This is a genomic window from Nitrobacter sp. (assembly GCF_047149785.1).
In the GTDB taxonomy this organism is placed as follows: Bacteria; Pseudomonadota; Alphaproteobacteria; order Rhizobiales; family Xanthobacteraceae; genus Nitrobacter.
On record NZ_BAAGBE010000001.1, the window covers coordinates 665,460 to 683,456 of the forward strand.

Here is a 17,997-nt window from a genome sequence, read left to right on the forward strand (position 1 = left end):
TGGCATAACAAAGACCAACAAAGAGCCAAAAAGCGCATGGAAAAAGGAAGTTCGGTAACAAGCAACCGTAACAAGATATGGAACCTTTTGGGTGTGATCACGTTATAATTACCCTACCTACCTTCATCCAGTCACCGCGGCCCGTTTCGTGGCCGAGCCAGCCAGCAGAGGACGAGAATGCAGATGAAGTCCAGAACCAGAGGATTGCCGACTATCCCTTATTTCCGGCTGCAACTCGTGGCCGCGGCGACCGCGCTGGCCCTGTTTTCCATTCCACACCTGGCCCACGCGCAAGGCGTGATCGGAGGCATGGAGCGCGGTGCGAACCAGGGCGCCCGTGAGGGCAATCGCGCGGCCGGTCCGGTCGGCGGCGCGATCGGAGGTGCGATCGGCGCCGGCGTCGGTGGCGCGGTTGGCGGCGTCAAGGGCGTGCTCGGTATTCCGGATCGCGGCCCCCGCCGCGGACATCGATGCCGCGGCTATTGGAAGCATGGTCATTTCCACTGCTATCGCCGATAAGGGATTTCCTCCCGACTGCGGTCCGGATCGAACCGGACCGCAATTTTTTTGAGTATTTTGACCTCGGATGGTCACCGGTTCGCGTGAATAAAACGCGTCAAGCCAAATTCAAGAGGATTCGCTTCTGATTCCATCGGAAGCGAAAAGGCCCGGGCGATGATGGCAGGCCCTAGTTTTTCAGCCGGTAGCCGGTCCTGAAAATCCACCAAACGATCAACATGCAGATCGCGAGAAAACCCAGCGTCATGCCGATGCTCACGGACACGCCGACGTCGGCGATCTCGTAAAAGCTCCAGCGGAAGCCGCTGATGAGGTAGACCACCGGATTGAACAACGCGACGGTTTGCCAGCCGGGCGGCAGCATGCTGATCGAATAAAAGCTCCCCCCGAGGAACGTCAGCGGCGTGATAATCAGCAGAGGAATCATCTGCAGCTTCTCGAAGCCGTCGGCCCAGATGCCGATGATGAAGCCGAACAGGCTGAACGTCACGGAGGTCAGCACCAGAAACGTCAGCATCCATATCGGATGGTGGATGTGCAACGGCACGAACAGCCCCGCGGTGGCGAGAATGATCAGGCCGAGGATGATCGACTTGGTCGCGGCCGCTCCGACGTAGCCCAGCACGATCTCGAAATAGGAGATCGGCGCCGACAGGATCTCGTAGATGGTGCCGATAAACTTCGGGAAGTAGATGCCGAACGATGCGTTCGTGATGCTTTGCGTCAACACCGACAGCATCACCAATCCGGGCACGATGAAGGTGCCATAGCTGACGCCTTCGACCTGCGTGATGCGCGACCCTATTGCTGCGCCGAACACCACGAAGTAAAGCGACGTCGAGACCACCGGCGAGACGATGCTTTGCAGCAGCGTGCGCCAGGTTCGCGCCATTTCAAACCGGTAGATCGCCTTCACGGCTTCGATGTTCATGTCAGGCCCTCACCAGGCTGACGAAAATCTCTTCCAGCGAACTCTGGGTTGTATCCAGATCGGAGAACCTGATGCCGGCGGCTCGGAGATCGCTCAACAGGCTGGTGATGCCGGTATGCTCGCTCCGGGTATCATAGGTATAGATCAACTCGGTGCCGTCCCCGGCAAGCTCGAGATTGTAGGTCGCCAACGGCGGCGGCACGGCATCGACCTTGCCCTGCAAATGCAACTTGAGCCGCTTCTGGCCCAGCTTCTGCATCAGTGCAGCCTTTTCCTCGACAAGGATGATTTCACCTCTATTGATGACGCCGACGCGGTCGGCCATTTCTTCGGCCTCTTCGATGTAATGCGTCGTCAGAATGATCGTGACGCCGGAAGCCCGCAGCGTCCGCACCACCTCCCACATCGCTTTGCGCAGTTCGACATCGACGCCCGCGGTCGGCTCGTCGAGAAACAGGATCTGCGGCTCGTGCGACAATGCTTTCGCAATCATCACGCGCCGCTTCATGCCGCCGGACAGCGTGACGATCTTGCTGTCCTTCTTGTCCCATAGCGACAGGTCCTTCAAGACCCTCTCGATGTGAGCCGGATTCTTCGGCTTGCCGAACAGCCCGCGGCTGAAACTGACGGTGGCCCACACCGTCTCGAACGCGTCGGTGTGCAGTTCCTGCGGCACGAGGCCGATCAGCGAGCGGGTCGCGCGATAGTCGCGCCGGATGTCGTGGCCATCGACCAGCACCTGTCCGACCGAGGGGGTCGCGATGCCGCAGATGATGCTGATAAGCGTCGTCTTGCCTGCACCGTTAGGGCCAAGCAGCGCGAAAATCTCACCGCGGTTGATCTCGAGGTTGATGGTCTTCAGTGCCGTGAAACCGGAGGCGTAGGTCTTCGACAGGCCTGAGACAGAAATGATAGACGACATGCGAAGTTGACACGCTGTGATCGGGTTGAAAACGACGAAGGACGGTTATCGCTGCCGGGCGGCGAGGCCATGGAGAATGCGGGTCAACAGATAGGAATGCTTGTGATGTTCCGCAATCGGCTACACCCGCTCCACGAAGCTATCGACCACCTTTTTCTCGCCGGCTTTGTCGAAGGCGATGGTCAGCTTGTTGCCGTCGGTCCGCGTCACTTTGCCGTAGCCGAATTTCTGATGAAAAACCCGGTCGCCCGGTGAAAAGCCGGAGATCGTGCCGGTGGATTTGGCGATCAGTTCGCCTTCGATCGTGACTGGCGCGTGCTTCGACTTCGATCTGCCCGCATTATAAGGCGTGCCGGCTTCATTGAAACCGCCGCGGCCGCGATTGGCCTGCGCGCGCTGCCAGCCGGGCGTCGCATAGCTCGAGCCGAACGATTCAATATTGTCGAAGCGCGAGGGGCCGTAGCCGCCCGCTCCACCCCAGCCCGAGCCGCCCTTCGATTCGGTGATCTCGACATTTTGCGCCGGCAGTTCATCGAGAAAGCGGGACGGAATTGTGGTCGACCACGAGCCGTGAATGCGCCGGTTGGTGGCGAAGTAGAGTTTCGCGCGGCGGCGCGCCCGCGTCAGGCCGACATGGGCGAGCCGGCGTTCTTCCTCGAGGCCGGCTCGCCCCTGCTCATCCAGCGCGCGCTGATGCGGAAACAGACCTTCCTCCCAGCCGGGCAGGAAGACGTTGTCGAATTCGAGTCCCTTGGCGGAATGCAGCGTCATCACCGAGACGGCGTCTTCATCGGGACCGCCATCTCGGTCCATCACCAGCGAGATATGCTCGAGGAAACCCTGCAGGTTCTCGAACTCCTCCATCGAGCGCACCAACTCTTTCAGATTCTCGAGACGGCCCGCGGCATCGGCAGAGCGATCCTTCTGCCACATCTCGGTGTAGCCGCTCTCGTCGAGCACGATCTCGGCAAGTTCGGTGTGCGGCATGGTCTCGCGTTGAGCGCGCCAGCGGTCGAAGCTGTCGAGTAATGCGCGCAGCGATCCGCGTGCTTTCGGTTTCATCTCGTCGGTCTCGACCACGGCGCGGGCGGCCTCGCTGAGCGGGATCCGCCGCTTGCGGGCGATCTCGTGCAGCATCTGGACGGTGGCGTCGCCGAGGCCGCGTTTGGGCACGTTGACGATGCGCTCGAAGGCGAGGTCGTCGGCCGGCGAGTTGATCAGGCGCAGATAGGCGAGCGCGTCGCGGATTTCGGCGCGCTCGTAGAAGCGCGGGCCGCCGATGACACGATAGGGCAGGCCGAGGGTGACAAAGCGGTCTTCGAACTCGCGCATCTGGAACGAGGCGCGCACCAGGATCGCGATCTGGTTCAGCTTCCCGCCGGCGCGCTGGAGCTGTTCGATTTCCTCGCCGATGGCGCGGGCTTCCTCCTCAGAGTCCCAGGACCCTGTGACGGTAACCTTCTCGCCATCGACGTCCTCGGTGCGCAGCGTCTTGCCGAGCCGGCCTTCGTTATGCGCGATCAGGTGCGAGGCGGCGGCGAGGATATGGCCGGTGGAGCGGTAGTTGCGCTCCAGACGGATCACCTTGGCGCCGGGAAAATCGTGCTCGAAGCGCAGGATGTTGTCCACCTCGGCGCCGCGCCAGCCGTAAATCGACTGGTCGTCGTCGCCGACGCAGCAGATGTTTTTGGGCGGCGAGGAGAAATTCTTTGTCCGCGCGTCATCACCGGGCCGCCGCGAAGCGTCGAGACCTGGTGATCCGTCTTCTGGAGAAATGGTGGATTGCCGCGGCGATGACGATTGTGAGGAGGTCTGCGACAGCAGCCGCAGCCACAGATATTGCGCGACGTTCGTATCCTGATACTCGTCGACCAGGATGAACTTGAAGCGGTTCTGATATTGCCGCAGCACATCCGGATGTTCGCGGAACAGGCGGATGTTCTCCAGGAGCAGATCGCCGAAATCCGCGGCATTGAGGATCTTCAGCCGCGCCTGGTAGGCGGCATAGAGTTTGCCGCCGCGGCCATTGCCGAACACGGCCGCTTCTCCCGAGGGCACCTGCGTTGGCGTCAGGCCGCGATTCTTCCAGCCGTCGATCAGCCCCGCCAGCATCCGCGCCGGCCAGCGCTTGTCGTCCACGTTGTCGGCTTGCAGAAGCTGTTTGAGCAGGCGGATCTGGTCGTCCATATCGAGGATGGTGAAATTGGATTTGAGCTGCACAAGCTCCGCGTGTGTGCGCAGAATCCTGCCGCCGATGGCATGAAAGGTGCCGAGCCACGGCATGCCTTCCACGGCTTGTCCGAGCATCTGGCCAAGCCGCTGCTTCATCTCGCGCGCGGCCTTGTTGGTGAAGGTGACCGAGAGGATTTCGCCGGGGCGGGCGCGGCCCTGGCTGAGGATATGCGCGATCCGCGTCGTCAGCACACGGGTCTTGCCGGTGCCCGCGCCAGCCAGCACCAGAACCGGTCCGTCCAGCGTTTCCACCGCTTCGCGCTGCTCCGGATTGAGCCCGGACAGATATTGCGGCGTTGCCGCCGCGCGTGCGCGCGCCGCGATGCCACCGGCGGCGGGCTGGTGTTCGGACACGTCACGATGGATCAGTCTGTTTGGTTCGGTCATGCGAATCGTCTTGCCCCACGATGACATTGCAGGGCGGCAAAGGGGAGCCTTCTTAGCAGGATTGAGAGGATATATAGGGATAGCGACGCGTTTGACATCAGTTTTCCGCCGGGCCGAGCTTGCGCGGGCCATCGCCATTTTGTTCCGTAAAACCTCCTCCAAATGGAGCGGAACCATTATTTCATGGGCCGATTGTCCTCCCAGGCCGCGCGCGAGAGGGCGCGCCGGGAAATGGAGATGAGGTCATGTTGAGCTGGGTCGTGACATTTCTGGTTATCGCGCTGATTGCCGGCATATTGGGCTTTGGCGGCATCGCGGGCGCCTCGATAGAAATCGCGAAGATAATCTTTTTCATCGCGCTCGTTCTGTTTGTTGTTTCGGCGGTGGTCGGACTGATGCGAGGCCGCCGTACTGGCGTGTAATGAGGGTACCTAACGTGACGGCGAGGGCATTGCGATCTGCCGGCCGATGCCCTCGGGCCGTGTAAGGATGCTGTGGCCGTCAGCGATGGCCTGAATGCGTGCATGGATGTCGGCGGGGAATGGCGCGACTTTTCGAGCGGCCATATCGATATGAAGAGTCATGTTTTCGGAGGTGGCCGAGAGCCACCCCGCCGTAGCGTGCCGCAACTCCTCGAAAGTATGCAGGCGCTTTTCGTCCGCGGCGACCAACAGGACGGACACTCGCACCGGGTCGTCCAGATGAATTTCCCGCAAATAGCGTAGATGACACTCGGCCGTGAAGGTCGAGCCGTTGCATGTCTTCATGTAGTCGGGGCCTATTCCGAGCTGCAGCCAGAATTCGTCGAGAGCCCGATCGAACAGCACATTGTAATAGGCCATGTTGAGATGGCCGTTGTAGTCGATCCATTGTCGTTCAATACGCATGACAGAGGACCGAAACAATTGCGGCTTGCGGTCCGGGTCGGCGACGGGCGTGCCTTTCATTCTCTTTATCTCTGCATTTGTGGGTTCACTTCATCACGATACACGTTTGAGTCGGTCTTTTCATGGAGGAAAAATGATCCGTGGAGCCGGTCGACAATCGTCGTTGCCGACAACATGAGGCCGAAGTCCGCCCAGCGGCGGAAAGTGAAACCTGTCGCTGCGACTTCGCCACAGTTGGCCATATTATGTTGCATCGGCTGCCTTTGATGCGGCCTTGCAGGCTTGGGGTCGATACGGCAGTCTTGAGCCTCCGGTGCGGCGTCCTGAGCCATGCTGCGGAATTCGATCTTGCCGGAACGGTTCAAGGGGAGACACCGTGCAGACCACGCTGCTCGGCTTGGCGATCACATTCATTATCGCGCTCGTCGCCGCGCTGGTCGGGCCCTATTTCATCGACTGGAATCGCTTTCGATCCCAATTCGAAGCGGAAGCGACGCGCATGATCGGCGCGCCGGTGCGAGTCGACGGCGGACTTGACGTTCGCCTGCTGCCGTCGCCGTCCTTGCAGCTTCGTTCTGTGGTGGTCGGAGGGCCGAACGATCCCGGCAAGGTGCGCGCCGGCAGCCTCGCGGTCGAGTTCAGCCTGGGTTCGCTGATGCGAGGGGAATGGCGCGCGACCCAATTGACGATCAACGACCTGGGACTCGACCTCGGCCTCGACGCCGGCGGGCGGATCGATTGGCCTCTGTCGTCACGATCGCTCAATTCCGGCTCGTTTTCCATTGACCGGTTGAATCTCACGGGCCGTGTGGCGCTTCATGACGCGGCCGGCCGCACGCTTGAATTGAATGACATCGCTTTCAGCGGCGACGTGCGGTCGTCGGGAGCGTCGGTTCGCGGCGACGGCAATTTCGTGCTGTCGGGAACGCGCTATCCGTTTCGGATATCGTCCGGACATGCGGGCGATGGCAATGCCAGCCGTATTCATCTTGCGATCGATCCCGGAATGCGAGCGGCATCCATTGACCTCGATGGAACTTTGTCGCTCGATGATCGCGTGCCGCATTTCGATGGTTCGGTGACGCTGGCAGGCGCTGCCGAAGCGGTCGGTCAGAATTTTGCGGGCGACCTGTCTCAAAGACCATGGCGTCTGTCGGCCAGGATCGAGGCCGATCCGAAGGGGGCGCGACTGGAGCAACTCGAGGCAAGCTACGGCGCCGGCGATGCTCCGCTCACGCTTGCGGGCGTTGGCGACGTTCGTTTCGGCGCGTCGCCGCGGATTCATGCCGAATTGTTCGCACGTCAGCTCGACGCCGACCACCTGCTTGCCAAGGATCAGGACGCGCCCGCGAAGATATTTCCGGTATTGCAAAACGATCTGACGAAAATTTCGCAACCTTGGCTTGCCGCTGAAATCGGGATCAGCGTGGACCGGATCATGTTGGGCGGCCGCCCGATACAAAACTTTGGTGCTGACTTGCGCAGCGACGGCGCATCATGGGAGGTCAGCCGGCTGGAATTCCGTGCTCCCGGTGCAACGCAGGTGGTGCTTGACGGTCGGCTCGCGCAGCCCGGGCCATTGGCCCGGTTCAACGGTGCGCTCGACATTGAATCCTCCGAGCCGGATATTTTTGTCGCCTGGCTGCAAGGTCGCGGCGAAATCGTCCCTCAAGACCAAAAGCGGTTGCGGCTGCGGGGCAATTTGAACGTTGATCCGAGCCATGTGGCCCTCGACCAGCTCAAGGCCGACATCGAGGGCGGCAGCGTCGAGGGACGGCTGGCCTTTACCAATCCGACGGCAGGGAAGGGTGCGCGGATCGATGCTGAATTCAAAGCGGGGCGTCTCGATCTCGATGCGGCAACGAGTCTGGTCCGCGCGACAGCGGGAGCGCAAGGCGATTGGCCGGATGAGGGACAGCTCTCGTTGAAATTCGATAGCGCGATGTCGGCGGGACGGGAATTGCGCCCGTTTATCGCCAAATTGAGCTATGGGCCCACGGCAATCTCGCTCGAGCAATTAAAAATCGGCTCGTCCGGTGGTCTCGCGATGGAAGGCTCCGGTACGTTCGACCGCATCAATGCGAGCGGGCAGCTATCGTTGAATGCGACATCGGCGTCGGTTGCGCAGATGACGGGCCTGATTGCGCCCGTCGCTCCGACCGTCGCGGCGCGGCTCGATGCGATGCCGGCGGCCGCGGGAGCCGCGCAACTCCAACTCAAGGTCGCGGTCAATAAAAATCCTGCCGACGAGAACAAGGCGGAGGCCAGCGCCAAGCTCAACGTCGATCTGCCGCAACTGAAAGGCACGCTGTCACTGGCGGCGTCACCTTCGCTCGCGGCCGTGCGCACGGCCGATCTTGGTGCATTGGCACGGACCGAGGTGACGCTCCGGACGAAGCTGACGGCGGAGCGAGGCGGAGTCTTGCCGGTCTTGCTGGGTCTCGGCCGCGTGATCGCGGTTGGCGATGGCTCGGTGCTGAAGGCAACGGCGACGGGAGCATGGCATGCTCCGATCCGGTTGAGCGCGAAGATGTCGGGACCTGACCTGGACGCCGAAATAAAGGGTACGATGGAGCCCTGGTCATCGGACCGGAAGGCCGACCTCGATCTCGCGGCGCGTCGCGTCGATCTCGGACCGCTGCTGGATCTCAAGCCATCCGATCCGCGCGCCCGGAACGTCAGCCTGTCGTCGCACGTCACGCTGGCCGGCAGCAAGCTGGCTTTCCACGACCTCGATGGTTCGGCCGCGGGCGTCCGTATGCGCGGGCGCATAGCGGTGAATTTGGGCGAGGAAAGCGTCGTCGAGGGCGAGATCGGAATGGACACGCTCGATCTGGCATCGGCGTTTGGATTTCTTGTCGGCACCGCGAGGCATGGTGCGGCTGAGCCGCTGGATATCGGTCTGCCGCAAGGTTGGCGTGGTCAGCTCGCATTTGAGGCCCTGCGCGGCACGCTGCCGGGAGGCATCGAGTTGCGTCCCGTTAGCGGCACTGTCAAAGCAGACGATCATTCCCTGTCGTTCGACGCGATGAAAGGGAAAATCGGAGATGGCGATGCCACGGCGCGTCTCGACATACGGCAAGCCGCTGACGGTGTCGCCTTGGATGCGGACGTTCAGCTCAGGAACGTCGACGGCGCGGCATTGCGTTACGGCGCGCTGGCGATGCCTGGCGGCCGCATCTCGGCGCAGATCGCACTTGCGAGCCAGGGCCGCAGCGCGTCCGCGCTGGCCGGAGCGCTGTCCGGTAACGGTCTGGTCACGCTCGAGCACGCGCGCATTCCGGGACTCGACCCGCACGTATTCGACGCTGCGATCAATGTGGACAATGGCAGAGCATCGGACGCCAAGTTGCAGCAGATCGCGGAGCGGTCTCTGTCCGTGAATCCGCTGTCGGTCGCGTCAGTGCAAATTCCGTTCACCGTGCGCGACGGCCGCTTGCGTGTCAGCCCAACGGCTCTGGAGGGCGACGGAGCGCAAGCCATCGTCTCCGGCGGTTATGACGCCGTGGCGGATCAGGTCGATATCCGCGCCAGCCTTGCATCAACGTCGGTTGGGTCTGCAAACGATCATCCGGAAGTTCGGATATTCGCGGCTGGACCGCCCGACGCGATTAACCGGACCGTCGACGTCACGGCGCTGTCCTCATGGCTCGCGGTGAGGGCGATCGATCGCGAAACCCGCAGGCTGGACTCCATCGAGCAAAGCATGGCGCCGCCGCCCGCCACGCCTCCCGCCGCCCCGCCGGTGGCGGCATCGCTTCCGGCCGAATCGTCAGAGGTTTCCGCTGAGCCGTCGGCGCCGGATAACGTACCCGTCGCCCATGCACCGGTCCCCAAGCGTGATCCTCGGCGGTCCCGCGCCAGATCCCGGACAGCCTTCCCGCTGCGCCCGGCGGTCCCGCCGCAAGCGTCCAATATACCCCTGCCGAGAGCGTCGGCGCGTCCGCCGGCGCCGATCGGGATGCGGCCTGCGCCGATTCCAAAGCCGGTTCACCCGGGCTCGCCGCCGGGAAGCAGGCCGCCGGCATCAACCGCGCGGCCGGCTCTCTAGAGCCGTTCCGCTTCTGATGGAATCAGAAGCGGGGCTCGATGTTTTTTGATTTGACGCGTTTTCTTCACGCGAACTGGTAGCCACTTCGCTTGAAAACGCTCCAGGAACGGTTCCGATTACATGGAAATCCGCGCTTCGGCATCATGCGCGGCATAGCCGTTCGAAGAACGGCTCCGCTCGCCCATAGCCGTTCGAAGAACGGCGTCGCTTCCGCTCGCCCATAGCCGTTCGAAGAACGGCGTCGCTTTCGCTCGCCCATAGCCGTTTGAAGAACGGCGTCGCTTTCGCTCGCCTATGGTCCCGCGCATCCATCTTCTCTAGAAGCGTGATGGATTGCCGGGTCAAGCCCGGCAATGACGGATAATCGAGATGCTTCCGTCAAAGTGTCATAACTGCATTGGATCAGGCTCTGGCTCGCAAAGGCGTTTCGAGCGAAGCAACGTCACGTAGAAGGATGCGGCTGGAGGAAATCCCGGGGTTATGAATTTCTCTGCAAGGCTGCAGCTATTCCGGACCGGGCGGTACAAACCGCGTCGACGGCATCTGACGTTCGCCGATGAGCATCGTGCTCGCCGCCCGGGTGCGGAAATGCTCGAGCACGTAGAGACGGATCGCCGAGGACAGATTGCTGGTTTTGCGATTGGTATCGATCGAGGCGATTTGCGTGGAAAGAGTCATGCCCCGCCTTATGGCGATGTCTTTCAGGCTCGTCCAGAACGCGTCTTCAAGACTCACGCTGGTCTTGTGGCCGCCGACGACCACCGATCGTTTAACGACGGCGTATTCGCGTTCGTCGCCGCTTTGATCGTTTCGCATGATTGACTCCATCTGGTGTTCTGGAGAAAGCCGTTACCATCGGCACGCGATGATATCTCGCCTGACGCCTGTCCGGTACGAGACATGGTGCTGCGAACCATCGGAGACCGCGTTTGCAGGTGATCTTCGGTAGTCCAATTCGGATCGGCGCCGCGGATCGTCGGAGTGCAGGTGCATCGTAAGTGATAAGGCCGCGCAGCGGTATTCGGTAAACAACCTAAGTGAAGTCCACCATCGTGAAACTCACTATCGTGGCTCTGGCGTGAGCGGACATGTGGACGGGATTTGCGGGCCGAGATGCGCCGCCGGATCTCTCTCTCTTTATCCGGCGTTGGCGTTGGTTTCGGATCCCGGAGCTGTCGCGCGGCTTCGAAAGTAGTCAAGGACGAAAAGGCGGATGGCCGAGGAGAGATTGCCCTGTTGACGGTTGCTGTCGATTTCGCCCACCAACTCGGACAGCGTCATGTCCCGAAGGCTCGAAATTTCTTTCATTCCGTTCCAGAACGCTTCCTCGAGGCTCACGCTGGTTTTATGGCCGGCCACCACGATCGATCGTTTCACCACCGGCGACTTCATGATGCGTCCTCGGCGTCGATGCGATGCTGATCGAGCAGACGTTTTTCCTGTACCCGACGCTGTTCCATGAGATCGCGCTCGGCTTTCGAGCGGCCGAAGCGTGCCCGATTGGCTTCGGCAGTCGCAGCCATGCGTTCCCGCATGGCGCGTTTCCTGCGCTTGTTCAGATTGACCACATCCCCCATGACCCATTCCGCCATCTTAAAAACGCTGGGAGCGCGTACCTGCAAAGGTCAAAAATACATTCCGCTCAGCGCGAGCGGCTATTAGATTTTAGTGCTGTATCATGATGCATCGCAACAGGGATAGAAAATATTCTTCAAGCTTCCTGACGATGTGAAATATAATTATTCTTAATCCAATGTTTTTAGAACGTTCGTTTCGCGCGGTGGCGCCCGGCCCATGGTTCGGGTTATCCGGGCCGCGTCATTTTGAGGGGCTGCACCAGGCGGTCGAACTCCGCGGCCGTGACGAAGCCGAGCCGCTGAGCCTCCTCCTTCAGGGTCGTTCCGCGAGCGTGGGCGGCTTTGGCGACTTTTGCGGCGTTGTCGTAGCCGATCCTCGGCGCCAGAGCCGTAACCAGCATCAGCGAGCGTTGCATCAGTTCGCGAATCCGCTGCTCGTCGGCGCGAATGCCGTCGATGCAGTGCTCTGTGAACGACCTGACGACGTCGGCGAGCAACCGAATGGAATTGATCATGCAGTCCGCCAGAACCGGCCTGTAGACATTGAGTTCGAAATGCCCCTGGCTGCCGGCGACGGTCACGGTCGTGTGGTTCCCGAACACCCGGCAGCAAACCATGGTCATCGCTTCGCACTGGGTCGGGTTGACCTTCCCCGGCATGATCGACGATCCAGGCTCGTTTTCGGGAAGGATCAGTTCTCCGAGGCCGGAACGCGGCCCCGAGCCCAGCAGGCGGATGTCATTCGCGATCTTGAACAGGCCGGTTGCGACCGCGTTGATCGCCCCGTGAACGAAAACATAGGCGTCATTGGAAGCCAGCGCCTCGAATTTGTTGGGCGCGCTGGTGAATGGAAGTTTCGTCAGCGTCGCCGCGTGCTTGGCAAACAGTTTCGCAAATCTCGGCTTGGAGTTCAGTCCGGTGCCCACGGCGGTTCCGCCTTGCGCCAGTGGATAGAGGTCCGTGAGCGCGGTGCGCAGTCGCGCGAGGCCGCTCTCGACTTGCGCTGCATAGCCTGAGAACTCCTGGCCGAGCGTCAGCGGCGTCGCGTCCTGGGTGTGGGTCCGGCCGATCTTGACGATATCGGCGAATGCCTTTTCCTTTTTGCGTAAAGCCTTGAGCAGGACGGTGAGGGCGGGAACGAGATCCGATGCGATACCTTGCGCGGCCGCGATGTGCATGGCTGTCGGAAACGAGTCGTTCGACGACTGGCTCATGTTGACGTGGTCGTTGGGATGAACAGGCTTTTTGGCGCCGAGTTCGCCGCCGAGCAGTTCGTTGGCGCGGTTGGCGATCACCTCGTTGAGGTTCATGTTGGTCTGCGTGCCGGAGCCGGTTTGCCAGACCACAAGCGGAAAATGATCGTCCAGTTTGCCGTCGATCACTTCACGCGCGGCCCGAATGATTGCGCTGGCGCGCCGCCGGTCGAGCAGGCCGAGTTCGCGATTGGTCTGCGCCGCGGCGAGTTTGACGATGCCGAGCGCCCGAATGAGCGGCATCGGCATGCGATCGTGCCCGATTCGGAAGTTTCGGCGGCTGCGCTCGGTCTGAGCGCCCCAGTAGCGGTCGCCTTGAACTTCGATGGGGCCGAAGCTGTCGGTTTCCGTGCGCGTTCTTGTTCTGCGTGATGACGAAACCATGGATCAAGACCGTTATGCTCGCTACGGCGACAGCAGACGCGCAGCCGCGCCGTTCGCGGCTTGGGACACCTCGTCAAAATACGACGCGGACTACTTCTTGCGGAAGCGGTCCAGCCTGACAACCTCGGCGCCTTCGCCGGACTTGGGTCTGTCTTCGGTAGTAGCCGTGGCAGGTGGGGCGGACGGGGCGGGCAGCGTATCGGGAGGGGCTGGGAAGTCGTCCGGGAGGGAGGGCGCCGCTGCTGCCGGGGCTTCGGTTTCGTCGGCCTCGAATTGCAGGCCGAACGGCGCCGATGGATCGGCGAAGCTTTTGATGGCGCTGAACGGAACCACGAGGCGCTCGGGAATGCCGCCGAACGCCAGACCGACCTCGAAGCAATCCTCGCTCACCGCCAGGTCCCAGAACTGGTGTTGGAGAATGATGGTCATTTCTTCGGGGTATTGCGCCAGAAGGCGGGGCGACATCTTCACCCCGCCAGCTTTCGACAGGAAGGTGATGACGAAATGATGCTCGCCCGGCAGCCCATGTTCGGCGGCATCCGTCAGCACGCGGCGAAGAACGCCGCGCAGCGCCTCGCTCGCCAGCAGATCGTATCGGATATGATCGGTTGCCATCCGTTGGCCTCACCCCTCCTAGAATCGGACAATCCCCATGCGAGCGTTTGAAGCCGACTCGCGCCGTCCACCGATGGTACTCCGGCGATCGCGCTAGGTCAGCAGCGGTCAAGCCGGGCTGGTGAAATTTTGTCGCTGCTCCGTTGAGCAGGCGGCGAACGGATGAAAGTGGAGGCTTCTGTTGCCAGGTGCCTCCGAACCCCGCCTGACGGAGCTTAACCCATCAGGACTTCAAAGTGGTTTTTCAAACTGCGTTACGCAGCCTGAGCAACCGGAGCATAGTTGTCGTTTGCAACTATTGCATAGCCCGATAACGGCGGAACCATACCGGGAAAAAGCGAGCCCTTTACGCCCTCGTCGATCCTATTTCGCCCCCGCCGGAACCCGCATAGGCCACGCCGGGCTCTGGTGGAGGCGCCGGGTACCGCCCCCGGGTCCGAATGGTTTATTACGACGGCCATTTATTTCCATAGCCGGCGAACCGGCACGCACAATATAGTCTGCAAACGTTGACGAAAAAAGGTGCCTGACGGCACATTTGAGCGGAAATTTTGGCCTAATCCTGCAACGTTACGAGGCCAGTTGCAGCCCGGCGATGAGAGCTCATATTTGGGTATAATTGCGAAAGGCCGCTGTCGGAAAGACGGGCGGGGGCTAGATTCACCGGGCTCAACAGCACCAACGCCATGAACCAGTATCACGATCTGCTCGAACGCATACTTAGCGACGGTGCGGAAAAGCACGACCGTACCGGCACCGGAACGCTGTCCGTCTTCGGGCATCAGATGCGCTTCAATCTCGCATCGGGATTTCCGATGCTGACCACCAAGAAGCTTCCGCTCAAGTCCATCGTGCATGAGTTGCTCTGGTTCCTGAAGGGCGACACCAATATCAAATACCTTAGGGATCATGGGGTCTCGATATGGGATGAATGGGCGGACGAAAATGGCGATCTCGGCCCGGTCTACGGCTCGCAGTGGCGCTCCTGGCCCGCGCCCGACGGCCGAAGCATCGACCAGATCGCCAATGTCATCGACCTGATCAAGCGCAATCCGGATTCGCGTCGGCTGATCGTCAGCGCGTGGAATCCGGCGGATGTCGACAAGATGGCGCTGCCGCCTTGCCACTGCCTGTTTCAATTCTATGTGGCCAACGGAAAATTGTCGTGCCAGCTCTATCAGCGCTCGGCGGACGTGTTTCTTGGCGTACCCTTCAACATCGCGTCCTATGCGTTGCTGACGATGATGGTCGCGCAGGTCACGGGGCTCGAGCCGGGAGACTTCGTGCACAGCCTCGGCGACGCGCATCTCTATTTGAATCACCTCGAGCAGGCGCGGCTTCAACTCACGCGACCGACGCGGCCGCTACCGACGATGACGATCAATCCCGAGGTGAAGGACCTCTTCGCGTTCCGCTTCGAGGATTTCAAACTCGAGAACTACGATCCCCATCCGCACATCAAGGCCGAGGTCGCGGTGTGATCGTGACCGTCTCCCGGCATCTGGAAGTTGTCCTGGTCGTCGCGGTGGCCGAGAACGGCGTGATCGGCAACGGCAACGAGATCCCGTGGCGGCTGAAGGCCGACCAGCAGCGCTTCAAGGCCATCACCATGGGCAAGCCGGTCGTGATGGGTCGCAAGACCTTCCACTCGCTGCGCCGGCCGTTGCCGGGGCGAACTAATATCGTCGTCACCCGCAATCCGGACTTTGCTGCAACCGGCGCGGTGGCGACGCGATCGCTGTTCGACGCTCTTGCCATCGCAAGAGGAGACGCACTGCGGCGTTCGGCCACTGAGATCGCGGTGATCGGCGGTGCGGAGATTTATGCCGAGTCGATGCGGATGGCGGATCGTCTCGAAGTAACGGAGGTTCACGCCGAGGTCGATGGCGATGTCGGTTTTCCAGCGATCGATCCGTCGGTCTGGAGCGAAACCGACCGCAGCCGAAACCGGGCGACCGCCGGCGATACCTCCGACTATTCTTATGTGACATATCGCCGTCGAACGCCGCATTAACCGCATTCCGTGATGTTTGCATTGACTTTTATTTGGCCGAATATAGCTCCTTGCAGCCAACAAGCCGCGTTGTAAGGGCCGTGAGCGTCCCCTATAAGGTCGAACGGACAGAGCGAGGGTGGGTTCGCGAGGCCCGGATCCGCGCCGAGGAGAGTTTTTATGCCGTGGAAGAACCAAAGTGGAGGCCCTTGGGGCTCGGGTCCGAAAGGACCGTGGGGATCCGGCCCGCAGCCGGCAGGGGGGCCGAAGCCGCCCGATCTCGAGGATCTCCTGCGCCGCGCTCAGGAACGCATCCGCCAGCTCCTGCCGGGCGGACATCTGAGCGGCATGGGCATCGTGCTGATCCTGATCGTCGCGGTCGTGGTCTGGGGCATGTCGGGTTTCTTCCGGGTGCAGTCGGAAGAACTCGGCGTGGTGCTGCGCTTCGGCAAACACGTGCGAACCGTGCAGCCGGGCCTCAATTATCACCTGCCGTATCCGATCGAGACCGTGTTGCTGCCGAAGGCGTTGCGCGTTTCGACCCTCAACATCGGTTTGACGCTGGCGCAGGACCCGGCGCGCAACACCAGCACCATGCGCGACGTGCCGGAAGAAAGTCTGATGCTGACCGGCGACGAAAACATCGTGGACGTCGATTTCACCGTGTTGTGGCGGATCAAGCCGGGTGCAGTCGGCGACTTTTTGTTCAATATTCAGAATCCGGAAGGTACCGTCAAGGCGGTGGCCGAAAGCGCGATGCGCGAGTGGGTGGGGCGTTCGGATATTCAGCCGATCCTGACGTCCGAGCGAACCAAAATTGAAGCCTCCGTGCAGGATCTCATGCAGAAGACGCTGGATCAGTACGGCGCCGGCGTTCTGATTCAGCAGGTACAGATGCAGAAGGTCGACCCGCCAGCTCAGGTCATCGATTCATTCCGCGACGTGCAGGCGGCGCGTGCCGACCTCGAGCGACTGCAGAACGAAGCCCAGACCTACGCCAATCGCGTCATTCCCGATGCGCGCGGGCGGGCGGCGCAGATCGTGCAGACGGCAGAAGGCTACAAGGAACAGGCCATCGCCGAGGCCAAGGGTCAGAGTTCGCGGTTCCTGCAGGTTTATGATGCGTACAAGGCGGCGCCCGACGTGACGCGGGAGCGCATCTACCTGGAGACCATGGAGCATGTGCTCGGGGACGCCGACAAGCTCGTGTACGATCCAGGTTCGTCATCGCCGGGTATCGTGCCTTACCTGCCGCTGAACGAATTGACATCGCAGCGCGGCGCCGCGACCCCTACTACTAATAAGCCGGCCAAGACGAACGGGAGCGCCCGATGAAAATCGGAGTTTTAGGGATTGCCGCACTGCTGATCGTGGCGGCCTTGCTCGTGGTGGGGTACAGCTCCGTTTTCACGGTGAGCCAGACAGAGCAGGCGTTGGTGGTGCGACTCGGCGAACCGGTGCGCGTCGTCACCGACCCGGGATTGCATTTCAAGGCGCCGTTCGTCGATTCCGTGATCGACATAGACAAACGGATTCTGGATCTCGAGCAGGCGTCGCAGGAAGTCATCGCGTCGGATCAGAAGCGGCTCGTCGTCGATGCGTTCGCGCGCTATCGAATCAAGGACGCGCTGCGGTTCTACCAAAGCGTAGGCTCGGTCCAGGTCGCCAATGTTCAATTGACGACGCTGCTCAACGCATCGCTGCGGCGTGTTCTGGGTGAGGTGACGTTCATCCAGGTCGTGCGGGATGAACGCGAAATGCTGATGGCCCGGATCCGTGACCAGCTCGACAAGGAGGCCAGCGGATACGGCATTTCGGTGGTCGATGTCCGGATCCGGCGGGCCGACCTGCCGGAGCAGAACAGCCAGGCGATCTACCAGCGCATGCAGACCGAGCGGCAACGTGAAGCCGCCGAATTCCGGGCTCAGGGCGGCCAGAAAGCGCAGGAGATCAGGGCCAAGGCCGATCGAGAAGCGACCGTCATCATCGCCGAGGCCAATTCGGCGGCCGAGCAGATTCGCGGCCAGGGCGACGGCGAACGCAACCGACTGTTCGCCGAGGCCTACAGCAAGGCTCCCGAGTTCTTCGCGTTCTACCGGTCGATGACCGCCTATCAGAACGGATTGAAGGGCAGCGACACCCGCTTCCTGCTGAGGCCCGATTCCGACTTCTTCCGCTTCTTCGGAAGTCCCGGCGGAAGGCCGGCCGCATCCGCGCCCAAGCCGTGAACCCAAACGCCGGATGAG

Annotated in this window: 17 protein-coding genes and 1 other RNA gene; 7 read left to right on the plus strand and 11 right to left on the minus strand. The window is 61.4% G+C overall.

Annotated features, from left to right (window positions below):
• Positions 1 to 183 precede the first annotated feature (183 nt).
• Complete coding sequence (locus tag ACMDCM_RS03050; protein WP_412772193.1) at positions 184 to 519, plus strand: hypothetical protein; 336 nt, start codon at positions 184 to 186, stop codon at positions 517 to 519.
• A 169-nt stretch (positions 520 to 688) separates the two neighbouring features.
• On the opposite strand, the gene ACMDCM_RS03055 is transcribed toward ACMDCM_RS03050, so the two are convergent.
• From ACMDCM_RS03055 to ACMDCM_RS03065, 3 genes are all read right to left on the minus strand, one after another.
• Entirely contained in the window at positions 689 to 1,450 is a 762-nt protein-coding gene (locus ACMDCM_RS03055) for an ABC transporter permease (protein WP_412772194.1), read from the minus strand.
• Position 1,451: 1 nt separating this feature from the next.
• Entirely contained in the window at positions 1,452 to 2,372 is a 921-nt protein-coding gene (locus ACMDCM_RS03060; RefSeq protein WP_412772195.1) for an ABC transporter ATP-binding protein, read from the minus strand.
• Positions 2,373 to 2,492: 120 nt separating this feature from the next.
• Positions 2,493 to 4,991, minus strand: coding sequence for an ATP-dependent helicase (locus tag ACMDCM_RS03065; protein WP_412772196.1), 2,499 nt, complete (start codon positions 4,989 to 4,991; stop codon positions 2,493 to 2,495).
• A gap of 245 nt (positions 4,992 to 5,236) precedes the next feature.
• Here ACMDCM_RS03065 and ACMDCM_RS03070 point away from each other — a divergent pair, with 245 nt between their 5' ends.
• On the plus strand, positions 5,237 to 5,413 hold the full coding sequence (locus ACMDCM_RS03070; RefSeq protein WP_412772197.1) for a DUF1328 domain-containing protein: 177 nt from the start codon (positions 5,237 to 5,239) through the stop codon (positions 5,411 to 5,413).
• Between the two features lie 9 nt (positions 5,414 to 5,422).
• On the opposite strand, the gene ACMDCM_RS03075 is transcribed toward ACMDCM_RS03070, so the two are convergent.
• Entirely contained in the window at positions 5,423 to 5,938 is a 516-nt protein-coding gene (locus ACMDCM_RS03075; RefSeq protein WP_412772198.1) for a thioesterase family protein, read from the minus strand.
• 5 nt (positions 5,939 to 5,943) lie between these two features.
• Positions 5,944 to 6,243, minus strand: a complete 300-nt coding sequence (locus ACMDCM_RS03080; protein WP_412772199.1) for a hypothetical protein — start codon at positions 6,241 to 6,243, stop codon at positions 5,944 to 5,946.
• 11 nt (positions 6,244 to 6,254) lie between these two features.
• Between ACMDCM_RS03080 and ACMDCM_RS03085 the strand changes: the two genes are divergently transcribed.
• Positions 6,255 to 9,929: an AsmA family protein gene (locus tag ACMDCM_RS03085; RefSeq protein WP_412772200.1), complete on the plus strand. Its 3,675-nt coding sequence runs from the start codon at positions 6,255 to 6,257 to the stop codon at positions 9,927 to 9,929.
• A gap of 504 nt (positions 9,930 to 10,433) precedes the next feature.
• On the opposite strand, the gene ACMDCM_RS03090 is transcribed toward ACMDCM_RS03085, so the two are convergent.
• The 6 genes from ACMDCM_RS03090 to ssrA all read right to left on the minus strand — a co-directional run bounded on the left by ACMDCM_RS03090 (position 10,434) and on the right by ssrA (position 14,283).
• A complete protein-coding gene (locus ACMDCM_RS03090) occupies positions 10,434 to 10,745 on the minus strand; it encodes a ribbon-helix-helix domain-containing protein (protein WP_412772201.1) in 312 nt (103 codons plus the stop codon).
• A 321-nt stretch (positions 10,746 to 11,066) separates the two neighbouring features.
• On the minus strand, positions 11,067 to 11,321 hold the full coding sequence (locus ACMDCM_RS03095) for a ribbon-helix-helix domain-containing protein (protein ID WP_412772202.1): 255 nt from the start codon (positions 11,319 to 11,321) through the stop codon (positions 11,067 to 11,069).
• Complete coding sequence (locus ACMDCM_RS03100; RefSeq protein ID WP_412772203.1) at positions 11,318 to 11,506, minus strand: DUF4169 family protein; 189 nt, start codon at positions 11,504 to 11,506, stop codon at positions 11,318 to 11,320. Before ACMDCM_RS03100 ends, ACMDCM_RS03095 begins: the two co-directional genes overlap by 4 nt.
• A gap of 227 nt (positions 11,507 to 11,733) precedes the next feature.
• Entirely contained in the window at positions 11,734 to 13,143 is a 1,410-nt protein-coding gene (gene fumC, locus ACMDCM_RS03105) for a class II fumarate hydratase (RefSeq protein ID WP_412772204.1), read from the minus strand.
• Positions 13,144 to 13,233: 90 nt separating this feature from the next.
• Positions 13,234 to 13,758, minus strand: coding sequence for an SspB family protein (locus ACMDCM_RS03110; protein ID WP_412772205.1), 525 nt, complete (start codon positions 13,756 to 13,758; stop codon positions 13,234 to 13,236).
• Between the two features lie 167 nt (positions 13,759 to 13,925).
• Positions 13,926 to 14,283, minus strand: a transfer-messenger RNA (tmRNA) gene (gene ssrA / locus ACMDCM_RS03115).
• A gap of 161 nt (positions 14,284 to 14,444) precedes the next feature.
• On the opposite strand from ssrA, the gene ACMDCM_RS03120 reads away from it, so the two are divergent.
• From ACMDCM_RS03120 to hflC, 4 genes are all read left to right on the plus strand, one after another.
• Positions 14,445 to 15,239, plus strand: a complete 795-nt coding sequence (locus ACMDCM_RS03120) for a thymidylate synthase (RefSeq protein ID WP_412772206.1) — start codon at positions 14,445 to 14,447, stop codon at positions 15,237 to 15,239.
• On the plus strand, positions 15,236 to 15,772 hold the full coding sequence (locus tag ACMDCM_RS03125; RefSeq protein WP_412772207.1) for a dihydrofolate reductase: 537 nt from the start codon (positions 15,236 to 15,238) through the stop codon (positions 15,770 to 15,772). Before ACMDCM_RS03120 ends, ACMDCM_RS03125 begins: the two co-directional genes overlap by 4 nt.
• Positions 15,773 to 15,931: 159 nt before the next feature.
• Positions 15,932 to 17,086: an FtsH protease activity modulator HflK gene (gene hflK, locus ACMDCM_RS03130; RefSeq protein ID WP_412772208.1), complete on the plus strand. Its 1,155-nt coding sequence runs from the start codon at positions 15,932 to 15,934 to the stop codon at positions 17,084 to 17,086.
• Positions 17,083 to 17,979: a protease modulator HflC gene (hflC, locus tag ACMDCM_RS03135; RefSeq protein WP_412772209.1), complete on the plus strand. Its 897-nt coding sequence runs from the start codon at positions 17,083 to 17,085 to the stop codon at positions 17,977 to 17,979. Before hflK ends, hflC begins: the two co-directional genes overlap by 4 nt.
• Positions 17,980 to 17,997 lie beyond the last annotated feature (18 nt).